Here is a 12,807-nt window from a genome sequence, read left to right as displayed (position 1 = left end):
ACTTCTTCTCATCCCGCAAACCGCACCTTATGTTCATTCATCGACGAAATGCCTGATAATTTTGTTCATTTTTTAACCTCACGCAGCACAAGATGTAAAGACAAATGCTGAGCGAAAAAAAAGCGAAATGCAGACATAAAATGCACAAACGGGTCTTTATCTAAATTAATCATAATTAATTCATATAGATATATATAGTCTGTTTGTTTTACGAGCAAAGTGGAACGGAATTTTGATTGAGTTCACAAAGTTCCAGAAAATACACATTTAGTTACATACTTTTTCTTATTGTTACTCATATGCGACATTGGTAGCATTTTCCGGCTAGCGAAACGCTGGCGCGGATGGAAAGATGCCTTCAGACACCAAACTATCATCAATAGTTCTGTAAATTTTTATTGACGGAATTTATTGGCGGCAGTGGCAAGTGTTCATATAAAAAATATTAATGAGGGTAATAAATAATGATGAAGCGCAATATTCTGGCAGTGGTAATCCCTGCCCTGCTGGTAGCCGGCGCAGCTAACGCTGCAGAAATCTATAACAAAAACGGCAACAAACTGGACTTCTACGGGAAAATGGTTGGTGAGCACGTCTGGACCACCAATGGTGACACCAACAGCAGCGACACCACCTATGCACGTATCGGCCTGAAAGGCGAAACCCAGATCAACGATCAGCTGACCGGTTACGGCCAGTGGGAATACAACATGGATGCGTCCAACGTTGAAGGTTCCCAGGGTACCAAAACTCGTCTGGCCTTCGCGGGTCTGAAAGCGGGTGAATACGGTTCATTCGACTACGGCCGTAACTACGGTGCTATCTACGACGTTGAATCCGCAACCGATATGCTGGTTGAGTGGGGCGGCGACGGCTGGAACTACACCGACAACTTCATGACCGGTCGTACCAACGGCGTAGCGACCTACCGTAACTCTGACTTCTTTGGTCTGGTTGACGGTCTGAGCTTCGCGCTGCAGTACCAGGGTAAAAACGACAGCAGCCGTGCTATCCAGAAACAAAACGGCGACGGCGTCAGCACCTCTGCGACCTATGCATTTGACAACGGTGTCGCGCTGTCTGCAGGTTACGCCTCTTCTAACCGCAGCGTCGCACAGAAAGCTGACGGTAACGGCGACAAAGCTGAAGCATGGGCAACCTCCGCTAAGTACGATGCCAACAACATCTACGCAGCAGTCATGTACTCTCAGACCTACAACATGACCCCGGAAAACCAGGCGAACTACTTCGCTGGCAAAACTCAGAACTTCGAAGCCGTTGCTCAGTATCAGTTCGACTTCGGTCTGCGTCCGTCCATCGGCTACGTTCAGACTAAAGGTAAAAACCTGCAGGGTCGTACCGGTTTCTCCGGCGGCGATGCTGACCTGGTTAAATACATCGAAGTGGGTACCTGGTACTACTTCAACAAGAACATGAACGTCTACGCAGCATACAAATTCAACCTGCTGGACGACAACAGCTATACCGAAACTGCTAAAGTGGCCACCGATGACCAGGCTGCAGTCGGTATCGTTTACCAGTTCTAATCAGTACACCCCTTCGTGATATGCCTAAAAAGCAGGACTTCGGTCCTGCTTTTCTACATTACTAAGATAAAGATCGTAACTTTCGAAAACCTTCTCGCTTTTTGTCGCAAACGGTTGGCAATTTGTAAATCTCCCGTTACCCTGATAGCGAAATCCCCTCAGTAATCACAATGGAACCTCGTCATGTTTGAGAACATTACTGCCGCCCCTGCCGACCCCATTTTAGGACTGGCCGATCTGTTTCGTGCCGATGACCGCCCGACTAAAATTAACCTCGGGATTGGTGTTTACAAAGATGAAACGGGTAAAACCCCGGTCCTGACCAGCGTTAAAAAAGCAGAACAGTATCTGCTGGAAAATGAAACCACAAAAAACTATCTGGGTATCGACGGTATTGCGGAATTTGGTCGCTGCACCCAGGAACTGCTGTTCGGTAAAGGAAGCGCCATCATCAGCGATAAGCGCGCACGTACCGCCCAAACCCCTGGCGGCACCGGCGCCCTGCGCGTTGCCGCTGACTTCCTGGCGAAGAACACCGCAGTAAAACGCGTCTGGGTAAGCAACCCGAGCTGGCCGAACCACAAAAGCGTCTTTAATTCCGCAGGCCTGGAAGTTCGCGAATATGCCTATTACGATGCGGCCAACCATACCCTCGACTTCGACGGTATGCTGGCAAGCCTCAATGAAGCCCAGGCGGGTGACGTGGTTCTGTTCCATGGCTGCTGCCATAACCCAACCGGTATCGATCCTACGCTGGAGCAGTGGCAGCAGCTGGCGCAGCTGTCCGTTGAAAAAGGCTGGCTGCCGCTGTTCGACTTCGCCTACCAGGGCTTTGCCCGTGGTCTGGAAGAAGATGCCGAAGGTCTGCGCGCGTTCGTTGCGCTGCATAAAGAGCTGCTGGTTGCGAGCTCCTACTCGAAGAACTTTGGCCTGTACAACGAACGCGTGGGTGCCTGCACGCTGGTTGCGGCAGATGCCGAGACCGTTGACCGCGCCTTCACTCAGATGAAGTCGGCAATTCGTGCGAACTACTCCAACCCGCCTGCGCACGGTGCGTCGGTGGTGGCGACGATTCTCAGCAACGATGCACTGCGTGCTATCTGGGAACAAGAGCTGACCGATATGCGCCAGCGTATTCAGCGTATGCGTCTGCTGTTCGTCAATACCCTGCAGGAAAAAGGGGCCAGCCGCGACTTCTCTTTCATCATCAAGCAAAACGGCATGTTCTCGTTCAGCGGCCTGACCAAAGAGCAGGTGCTGCGTCTGCGTGAAGAGTTCGCGGTTTACGCCGTGGCTTCCGGACGTATTAACGTTGCGGGCATGACGCCAGATAATATGGCGCCACTGTGTGAAGCGATTGTCGCCGTGCTGTAATCTCGCAGCCGACAAAAAAAGGCCGCTTCCGCGGCCTTTTTTATATCCCGTCACGGTGATTACCAGACGGGCATTTCATCCTGCAGGAAAGGATTGTGCAGACGCTCATAGCCCAGCGTCGACATCGGCCCGTGACCGGGAATAAACGTCACGTCATCACCCAAAGGCAATAACTTACGTTTAATCGCATCAATCAGCTGACCGTGATCGCCGCGCGGGAAATCGCTGCGCCCAACGCCACCTTTAAAAATCACATCGCCGGAAATCAGCAGCCGGGAAGCATCATCAAAAAAGACCACGTGTCCTGGCGTATGCCCGGGACAGTGCAGCACCTGCAGAGAAATGTTCCCCACGCTGACGACGTCGCCTTCATTGAGCCAGCGGTCCGGCTGCAAGGGCTGGCAATCCTCCAGACCAAACATCCGGCTTTGCGCCGGCAGACCTTCCAGCCAGAACTCATCTTCTTTTTCCGGTCCGATAATCGGCACGCCATAGTGTTGTGCCAGTTCGGCCGCCGCACCAACGTGATCGAGATGACCGTGGGTGAGCAAAATCTGCATCAGGCTGACGCCTGCTGCCGCAACTTCCTGTTTGATTCGCTCAGCGTCACCGCCGGGATCGACCAACGCGGCGAGCCGGGTTTGCTCGCACCAGATTAAAGAACAGTTCTGAGCGAACGCGGTAACCGGAATAATACGATAGTTCATGATGCTCCTTTCGTTACCAGTGCCTGACCGGACCGGTATCAATATGCACAAAGTTGCTACGTGGGTAGTATCCTACACCACCTGCGCCCATAGATAACGCCGCTTTGCGAACATTGCTTAACGAAATGCCTTCTATGTGGAAATCCATTGCCTGTCCCTTGGTGTGATAGCTATGTTTCGCCACACCACGGCTTCGTGCACGGAGCTCGTCATTGGTATCAAGGGAACGATAGCCTGAGATAAGCTGAACAGGTTTATTGGTACCAAGTAATCCCTGCAGACGATAGAGTTGATCAAACAAACTCGGATCGATTGGCTTAATTTTATTCGCGCGAAAATCACGGAAAAAATGGTTAAGCCTTGCTAATTCATCCTGAATATAGCCTCTGCCATCGAAAAACTCCGCCTTGAGTGATTCACCAGTATGCAGGTTATTCAACGTCAGAATACGCGGTCGGGGGGTCGAGAGGGTAGCAAATGCCGGCGCAGGCAGAATGGCGGCAGCACCGAGCGCAGCCCCACCTAACGCCAGCAATTTGCGGCGATTAGCGTCAAATTTGTCCATGATAATCAGGTCTACAAGTAAATGAATCGAATATATGCACTTCTGGCGCACGAAAGGCACCTTACCGGGCATTATTGCCAACGTCAAGGTAGCCTAACCCCAGTAAATACGGGCCCTGTAGAGGAACAGGGCCTGTTTTCACTGAGAGTTAGGACAACGAAATTCGTTGAACTACTTCATTTACCTGATTAATTGTTCTGCTTTCGCCAGAATTTGTGCGCCAGATCGCGCGGTGAGATCGTAATTGTAAATATCTGTGCGATATTGCATGCCGCCATCCGCATCGACGAAGGCGGTCAAGTAATAGAGATTGACCGGGATATTCTGGCGGATATTGACATAGCGGGTATCGCCCTGCTTGAGCGCATCGGAAATCCGCGTGTCGTTCCAGCCGGCATCCTGCAGCAGCATATTCGCCAGCTCCGAGGCTTTGTTGACCCGCACGCAGCCGGAGCTTAAGGCCCGCACGTCTTTCTGGAACAGATTGTGGTTCGGCGTATCGTGCAGATAGATAGCATCGGAGCTGGGCATATTAAACTTATAGCGCCCCAATGAGTTACGCGCGCCAGGCGCCTGCTGAAAACGGAACGGCAGATTGTTTTCGGTGATCGTCGACCAGTCAACCCGATACGGGTCGATAGCCTCTTTGCTGTTCCAGCCGCGCATCACGGTGTAACCATGCTGCTCAAGATAGCCCGGATCGTTACGCACCTTCGGCAGGATATCTTTGCGCGCCAGCGTCGGCGGTACGTTCCACGGCGGGTTAACCACCACGTTGTTTAGCGCGCTGCTCATCATCGGCGTTTTACGATCCGGCCGCCCGACAATCACTCGCGATGCCAGCACCTGGCTACCATCCTGGTAATAGACCAGCGAGAAGGCCGGAATATTGACCATGATGCCGGTAGACAGTTTTCCCGGCAGCAGACGCAAGCGCTGAATGTTCAGCGCCAGCACGCCGGCGCGCTGGGCCGCGGAAACGTTGAGCCAGTCACGGGTGGATTGACCAATCACGCCATCGGCGCCCAGCCCCTGCCAGGCCTGGAAGCGCTTAACGCCCTCAACAAGCTGGCGATCGTAGACGCCGCGCGTCGCGGTTTTACTCTTCTTCCCGGCAGAAGGACTGACAACATCCCCCGGCAGAGCAATTTTCGCAGAATCATCAAGCATACCGTTGCGCTGTAAAATTTCGCGCAGCGCGCCAATGTCGTTACTCCACTCTCCCGGACGTAGCGACGCGTTGCTGGTCAGCTGCGGCCACGGACGGGAATCGGCCACCAGCGCCAGCAGCGCCCGATGCATCGCCTCATACTGCGGATGCTTCGGCGCCAGTCCGGCAATAAACGGCACCAGAGAGCCATTATCCAGCGCCAGCTGCCACTGGTTAATCACCGACAGCGGCGGGGTCGCCATGGTGTACGGCTTCGTTCCGTACAGCCAACGGTTCCCCTGCACCGGAATACCGCTGATAAAATGCAGGTATCCCATCATGGCGTCGGAGAGCACGATGTCGCGAGCCATACCGCTCACCGCCGGATCGGTCAGCAGACTTACCCAAGTGGTAAATTGCGGCTGAAAACCGGCGATGGCGACCTCAGCCAGCTGCTGCTGAAAAGCCTGAACCGCCCCGCGGTTCTCCCACATCGGCTTCATATCTCTGGCCGCATAGAGCGACACCAGCGGGTTCATAAACACGGGCTGATAGCCGGCCGGCAGCTGTGCCGTTATCGCGGCGCGACTTTTTTCTGCGGCGCCGGCAGCCAGCGGCTGTTCCCCGGCCATTTTCGCGACCGTCGCGGACTGACCATCGCTCTGGGTAAGCGCAGACGACAGCTCCCCCATCGTCGCAGAACTGTCTGTGGGTACGATTTCAGGCTCTTCGGCCTGGGCATTAAACAGTGGAGCAAATGCAAATGCCAGGCTCAAACTCAGCGCTGACAATTGACGACCATAGCGTTTTTTTAGCAACATCCCTTGCCCCCTGTTGTCACATTGCCGCCCGTAAAAACGGGTTTTACTCTCAGTATATAGAGGCGCAAAAGCTTTTGCCTCCCCAAATGTAAAGAAGTTTAAAGATTATAAAGCGTTAACTTAGCGAATCCGATAACAAAAAGGGCGACATCAAGTCGCCCTTTTATCTATCGATCGATGACCGCTAAGAGGCATCCGCCGTTCCAGGCAGCGTTTCCGGCAACTGTGCGGCAAAACCGCGCAGCCCGACAACGTGGACGTGTTCGTGATTATTAAACACTTTACGCACTAGCTTATAGGTGGTGCCTTTTTCCGGGCTAATGTTTTCCGGCGCCGCGATAATCAGCTGCATCTCCAGACGTTCGCACAGCTCGAACAGCGTGGCGATAGAGCGGGCATCGAGACGCGCCGCTTCATCAAGGAACAGCAGACGGCACGGCGACAGGTCTTTGCCGCGCAGGCGACGAGACTCATCTTCCCAGCTCTGTACTACCATCACCAGAATCGACATCCCGGTACCGATAGCTTCCCCGGTGGACAGCGCGCCGGATTCTGCGCGCAGCCAGCCGTCGGAGCCGCGGTTGACTTCCACTTCCATCTCCAGATAGTTGCGGTAGTCGAGCAGCTCTTCGCCGATGGTCTGCGGCGTGCGTTGCCCCATATCGATCTGCGGGTTCAGACGCTGATACAGCTTCGCCAGCGCTTCCGAGAAGCTCAGGCGGTTGCTGTTAAACAGATCCTGATGCTGCTCGTGCTGTTCGGACAGCACATCAAGCAGCGTCGAGTGGGTTTCCCGCACGTTGACATTCAAGCGCACGCTGTTGACCTGGCCGAAGGAGACGCTTTGCAGCCCCTGGTTGAGCATCCGGATGCGGTTCTGCTCACGCTGGATCGTTTTGCGAATAATGTTGGCCACGCTGCGGGAGCTGATGGCCAGCTTCTGCTCGCGGTTGGTCAACTCTTCCGTCAGACGGCTCAGTTCGATTTCCATCTGCTCAATCGCTTCTACCGGGTCGTCGGTGCGGATAATATCCTGACGGATACGCTCGCGCAGATGCTGGTAGACAGCGACAAAGAACTGAATTTTACGTTCAGGACGTTTCGGATCCTCGGAAACACGCAGCACATCGCGCAGATGTTCGTTATCCGATACGGCCAGACGCAGCGCACCCAGCGCTTTATCCGACATCGAGCGTAGCTCGTCAGCGGAGAGGTAGGCCAGCTCGCGGCGATGCAGACGACGTTGGACCCCGTTATCTTTCACCAGCCGCATAACCGCACACCAGCCCGCCTTGGCGCTCACTACCTGCTCACGCATTTCGCAGTAGTCGCGCTCAAGTTTACGCAGCCTGCGGGTCAGGTTGTCCATTTCGGCTTCACAGAAAGTCAGCGCTTTTTCCAGCTGATTCCGGCGTGAGCGGTTGTTGCTTAACTGCGTATGCAGCTGATCGCGGCGCGCACGCGCACGCTCTTCCGCACCGCTGTCGGCGCGTACGCCGATATCCTGCAGCTCTTTGTACAGATCGCTCAGCAGCTCTTTTTTGGTATCAAAGGAGCTTTTCAGCGACGCCAGCACCTGATTGTACTGGTTCAGCTGCGCGGAATGGGTACGCATCGCGTCGCGGGCGCGGCTGCGTTCAGCCTCCGCCTGCTCCAGGCGCTGACGCAGTTTTTCATTGAGATCGCTGTTGCCGTTCAGCATTTCCGCCGAATCGGAATAGCTGAAGTGGGCACGACGCTGAACCACTTCGCTCAGCGCAAACGCCTGCTGACGTGCATCGCGCTGCATCTGCTGCGCATAGGCATAGTCTTCTTTCAGCTGTTCAAACTGTTCCGGGTCGCTCTGCAGGACGGAAACGATCGGCTCCAGTTTCGCCAGCTGATTGCCATACTGTTGAATAAAGCGCGCCGCTTCCTGGGCTTCATCCAGCCGTTCCTGAATTTCGTCAACGCGGTCGGCCAGCGTATCGTCCGCCAGCAGGTTAAGGCGCGGCAGCAGGCGGTTAAGGGCAGAAACCCCCTCTTTCGCCTGCTCAAACTGCACCCGGTTCTGCTGGTTGTCGCTTTCGTGCGCGTTGAGCGCGCGCTCCAGCTCGCCGCGGCGGCTGTTGAGCTTACGGATCTCTTCTTCCGGATCGTCTTCAAACGCGACGGCCAGATGGCTGCCGATAAAGCGGCTGAAGGCCTGGTGCTGACGCTGCGTTTTCTGCACGTCAAAAGAGAGGGTCGCAAAACGCTCTGACAGATCCTCACGCTCGGCATGCAGACTCTCGATGCGGCTTTCACGCGCGGCGCGGCCAAACAGCGGCAGGGTCGGGAAACGCGAGTAGCGCCACTGGCGATCGGCTACCTTAACGACAACCGCTTTTTCCAGCTCATCGACGCTGAATACGCTGTCATCGAAGGATTGCGGATCGCCCTCGATCAGATAGAGATCTTCCGGGCAATCTTCCAGCCCTTCCAGCTGTTCGGCGATCTGCGCCAGATTGGGTACCACGATCGCGTGACGCGACGGGCCATACAGCGCGGAAAAGTACGGGGCGTCTTCAAGGCTGACATCGTCATAAATTTCCGACAGCAGTACGCCACCAAAACGTTCAGCCAAGGCGTTCAGACGGGGATCTTCAGACCCTCCCGGCTGGCTGAGGCGCTCGATCTCTTCGTCGATGGCGCGTTTACGGGCGCCCACTTCGTCACGTTCGACGATGGCTTCGCGCTCGCGCTCCAGCAGCTGCTGGAGATATTCAGTGACATCCTGGCTTGATTCAAACTGCTCACCGCTCTGCTCGCAGAGCTGGTTGAGGCTATTTTGCGCGGCCAGCCAGATCGGCGCCCGACGCAGCAGAGACTGAGTGCGCGACTGCAGCTGCTCCAGTTCCTGACGCAGGTTCATGCGCTGTTCACTGGCAGAAGAGACGCTGTCGGACAAGGAGGCGATGCGCGCTTCCAGCTCCTGATGCAGCGCTTCCAGATCGTCGATCTCGTAGCGTTTACCCTGACGCTTGCAGAATTCACTCAGCTGGCGTTCGGCATCCTGCTGCTCGCGCAGACGTTGTTCCAGCTCGGTCAGACGGCTGCGCAACCCTTGTGCCTGCCCGGCGAGGTGACGCTGATTGACGCCATCGCGCAGCAGCTCGCGCGCCACGTCCCAGGCCTCATTACGCGCCAGCGGGCCGTTGATGGCCGCCACCAGCTGGTAAGCCTGCTCAAACTGACCGTGGGCGGTCTGCGCCACGCTCATTTTTTGTTCCAGCGACAGCATTTTTTCCGTCGCTTCTTGCTCTTTGGCCTGGAATGTTTCCAGCCATTCGTCGGCGCTTTCCGGCGTTAAATCCGGTAAATGACACAGCGCCTTCGCACGTTCCAGCGCCTGCAGCGCCTGGTTGTACTGAATGGCACGGGTCTGCTGCACATCCAGCGCCTGCTGGTAGTCGGCGAGCTGGCTTTTCAGCTCATCCACTTCCAGTTCAGCGGCCTCTGCGCGGGCTTCGTTCTCTTCCTGCAAATCGGTCGCTTCGGCGACGACTTCATTCTGCTCTTCAAGACGAATCTGCAGTTCATCGAGATCCGCTTCATAGCGCTCGATTTTTTCCTGCTGGCGCAGCGCGGTTTGAACCAGATTCAGGTGGTCGCTGGCCGCCTGATAATCGGCTTCCAAATCGCCTTCAGCGCCGTTATGTTCCTGCAGTTCACGGGCCATATCGACGTGCTTATACTGCTCTGCCGCCAGCTGCGCCCGCGAGGTAAAGAGATCGCGACGATACTCCAGCGCTTTGTCCAGATGCACGCGACGTTCGTTGGCGTGACGCATATAGTCCGCCGCAACATAGTTCGTCGCTTCGCTGATCAGGTGTTTAAACAGGTCGCGATCGGACTGGGTGACGCGAATGGCTTCGAGCGTCATGCGGTTTTCGCGCAGCGCGGCTTCCATATCCTGGAACGCTTTACGCACGCCGCTGTTTTCCGGCAGCAGGTAGTCGCGCAGCGAGCGGGTAATGGTGTTGGAGATCCCGCCGTACAGCGAGGCTTCAATCAGGCGATAGTATTTGCTGCGGTCGGAGGCCGAACGCAGACGACGCGCGACAACGCCCAGATCGAACATCAGCGAGTGATAATCGGTTATCGAGTTGAACTGCTTGAACTGCACCCCTTCCATCTCTTCAAGCTTGTCTTTCAGCTCGTTGAGGCTCAGCACGCGCGCCTGGCGCTCGTTAAGGGTTTCCGTCAACAGCTGGGTCGGCTGAATGGACATCGGCAGTCCCTGGATAGCAAACGGCTTGATATCCACTTTACGATCGCGACCGGCGATCTGCTGCAGGCGCACGCCCACGACCACGCGCTGGTGGTGCGAGTTGACCACGTCCAGTACCGAATAACACACCCCGGCCCGCAGCTTCCCGTGCAGACCTTTATCGCGCGAACCGCTGGTGGCGCCCGCTTCGGTGGTGTTACGGAAGTGCAGCAGGGTCAGATCCGGAATCAGCGCCGTGACGAAAGCCGCCATGGTGGTCGATTTCCCGGCGCCGTTGCCGCCGGAGAGGGTGGTGACCAGCTCATCCAGATCAAAGGTGCGGGCAAAAAAACCGTTCCAGTTAACCAGCGTCAGCGAGCGAAATTTACCGCGTTCAATCATTACTCTTCCTCCCCGCTATCCGGCTGATTCTCTTCATTCTCGTCATGGAGCCGCAGATGGTTTTCCAGCGCCATCGCTTCGCCGTCGCGAATCATGCGCAGCTGCGCCTCACGCGGATCGTCGCCGACGCGAACGTCAGCACCGAAGCGGAAGACCGACTCGGTGATACGAAATTTGCTGCTGTCATGGCCCATAAACCAGACCATGCCCAGGCGGCGCAGACGGTTGAGCGACGCGCGCATTTTTTCCTGCAGCTTCTGGCGGTCGAGATCGGACCCGGTAGAACGGTTATTCACCAGCTTCAGCAGTTTAGCCTCGTCCGCCAGGGTCAGAAGCTCGTCGTAAAGCTCCTGCTGGGTAAAGATCTCTTCGTTGGCCAGCCGTTCCGGGCTGAGATAGAGGTAGCAAAGAATTTTGCCGACCATCATATCCAGCTCGGAGAGCACCGAGCGCGGAATCAGCGTCGTGGAGCGCGGGCGCAGATAGAAAAACCCTTCCGGCGCGCGAATCAGCTCAACGTTATAACGCGCGTAAAACTCTTCCAGGTAATCCTGGAAATCCATCAAAAATGCGTGATTATCCAGTTCGTCCAGGCCGATATGACGGCCTGCTCGCAGGGCGCTATCCAGCGCCGGAAATAACGGATTGCCCAACGCCAGCGCCAGTTTAACTGGCATCACTTGTTCAATATTTGTCGATGACATGCGCCTGTACCTTGGCTCCGTAATCATTAATCGGCTGCCATTTTGCCGGCAGTCCGGTGAAATCTGCTTGTGCGACGCCCAGGCGTACCGCCTGATCGACGACGATTCGCGCCACATCAAAATGGCGAGCTCGCGGATACTGCGCCAGATATTCGCGCACCACCAGACCAAGGTCCAGCGGGACGCCTTTGTCTTTGTAAACCACCAGCTGCGCTTCAATTAGCGCGGCGAGCTGCTCGCGAATTTCGTTAAACTCTTCGTATTCCAGATCCGCCGGGAGCTCCCCGGTGACCTCTTCGTCACGCAGCGCCATCTCTTCATCGCGCATATCCAGCAGACGATCGGCGCTGGCGTGAGTCAACGCCCACGGGGCGTCAAAGTAGGTCTGGATCGACTGACGCAGACGCTGGGCGAAGACACGGTTTTTATCCATATCGATAGCGGTACGGATAAATTTGTGCACATGGCGATCGTAACCGATCCACAGGTCGATAGCCTGCTGCCCCCAGCTGACGATACGGTCCAGTTTACTTTGCAGATCGAAGACTAAGCGGTCGACAAAATGCAGGTCGTCGCGCGCAATTGTCGCATCCTGAATTCTCAGCAGGTTAGCCTGCAGTTTATCACCTGCGGCATCCAGCGTATCCTGCAGCTCGCGCAGGGTGCCGGAGGTTTCTGACAGCAGCAGCTCACAGCTGGAGATCGCCGCGCGCCAGTCTTTGTTCAGCAGCTGAGCGATATCATCTTTGACCAGCTGCTGCTGCTCATCCATGATGCGCTGCGTCAGATCGATACTGTCGAAAATCTCCGCAACCGAATATTTCAGCGGCGCAAAGACGTTGCGATGCCAGTGAAACTCATCGCCGCCCTCTTCTGCCGAGTCGGCTGCGCGCTTGAGCTCGCCGGCGACGATCGACAGCTGCATCGACAGACGCAGAGTGGAAAATTCGCGTTGCCGAATATAGTAGTCGGTAATACCGATACCCAACGGCGTCAGGCGATAAATCGCGTTGCCTTCCGTGATTTCGCTGGTAAAGCGGTTCAGCAGACGTTGGCGCACCATATCATTGATCGCATTATTGGCGCGCTGGCTGATGGTTTCGCTGGTCTGCTCAAACGCATCACTGACGTGGCGGAACGCATCCACCAGTTCTCCCTCGGTCATTTCCCCTTCGAGCCGCTCGCCGTTCAGCGTAGCAACCGCCAGCAGAAACGAGAGTCTGTCTACCGGCAGCGAAATAGAAAAATCATTTTTTCTGGCCCAGGCAACCAGTTCGGGGACTGTCTGGGAAAATTCACTCATAGT

The 12,807-nt window shown here is 55.6% G+C and carries 8 protein-coding genes; 2 read left to right on the top strand and 6 right to left on the bottom strand.

What is annotated here, in order from left to right:
- Nucleotides 1-464 precede the first annotated feature (464 nt).
- Together MC50_RS17340 and aspC are read left to right on the top strand one after the other, a co-directional pair.
- Entirely contained in the window at nucleotides 465-1,547 is a 1,083-nt protein-coding gene (locus MC50_RS17340; protein WP_032688579.1) for a porin, read from the top strand.
- A gap of 183 nt (nucleotides 1,548-1,730) precedes the next feature.
- Nucleotides 1,731-2,921, top strand: coding sequence for an aspartate transaminase (aspC, locus tag MC50_RS17335; RefSeq protein WP_032695670.1), 1,191 nt, complete (start codon nucleotides 1,731-1,733; stop codon nucleotides 2,919-2,921).
- A gap of 59 nt (nucleotides 2,922-2,980) precedes the next feature.
- Here aspC and MC50_RS17330 read toward each other — a convergent pair whose 3' ends face one another.
- From MC50_RS17330 to mukF, 6 genes are all read right to left on the bottom strand, one after another.
- Nucleotides 2,981-3,628, bottom strand: a complete 648-nt coding sequence (locus MC50_RS17330) for an MBL fold metallo-hydrolase (RefSeq protein ID WP_032688580.1) — start codon at nucleotides 3,626-3,628, stop codon at nucleotides 2,981-2,983.
- 13 nt (nucleotides 3,629-3,641) lie between these two features.
- Nucleotides 3,642-4,193: a DUF882 domain-containing protein gene (locus tag MC50_RS17325; RefSeq protein ID WP_015584788.1), complete on the bottom strand. Its 552-nt coding sequence runs from the start codon at nucleotides 4,191-4,193 to the stop codon at nucleotides 3,642-3,644.
- A 180-nt stretch (nucleotides 4,194-4,373) separates the two neighbouring features.
- Nucleotides 4,374-6,164 carry a L,D-transpeptidase gene (gene ldtD / locus MC50_RS17315; protein WP_047664521.1) on the bottom strand — a complete coding sequence of 597 codons (1,791 nt, stop codon included), beginning with the start codon at nucleotides 6,162-6,164 and terminating at the stop codon, nucleotides 4,374-4,376.
- Nucleotides 6,165-6,348: 184 nt separating this feature from the next.
- Entirely contained in the window at nucleotides 6,349-10,797 is a 4,449-nt protein-coding gene (gene mukB, locus MC50_RS17310) for a chromosome partition protein MukB (RefSeq protein ID WP_047664519.1), read from the bottom strand.
- Nucleotides 10,797-11,501 carry a chromosome partition protein MukE gene (gene mukE, locus MC50_RS17305; RefSeq protein ID WP_047664517.1) on the bottom strand — a complete coding sequence of 235 codons (705 nt, stop codon included), beginning with the start codon at nucleotides 11,499-11,501 and terminating at the stop codon, nucleotides 10,797-10,799. The genes mukB and mukE overlap by 1 nt, the downstream gene beginning before the upstream one ends.
- Nucleotides 11,482-12,804: a chromosome partition protein MukF gene (gene mukF / locus MC50_RS17300; RefSeq protein WP_032688584.1), complete on the bottom strand. Its 1,323-nt coding sequence runs from the start codon at nucleotides 12,802-12,804 to the stop codon at nucleotides 11,482-11,484. The genes mukE and mukF overlap by 20 nt, the downstream gene beginning before the upstream one ends.
- Between the last annotated feature and the right edge of the window lie 3 nt (nucleotides 12,805-12,807).

The organism is Klebsiella planticola, assembly GCF_000783935.2.
In the GTDB taxonomy this organism is placed as follows: domain Bacteria; phylum Pseudomonadota; class Gammaproteobacteria; order Enterobacterales; family Enterobacteriaceae; genus Klebsiella; species Klebsiella planticola.
The sequence above is the reverse complement of the archived record's forward strand: the minus strand, read 5'-3'. Positions and strand labels throughout refer to the sequence as shown.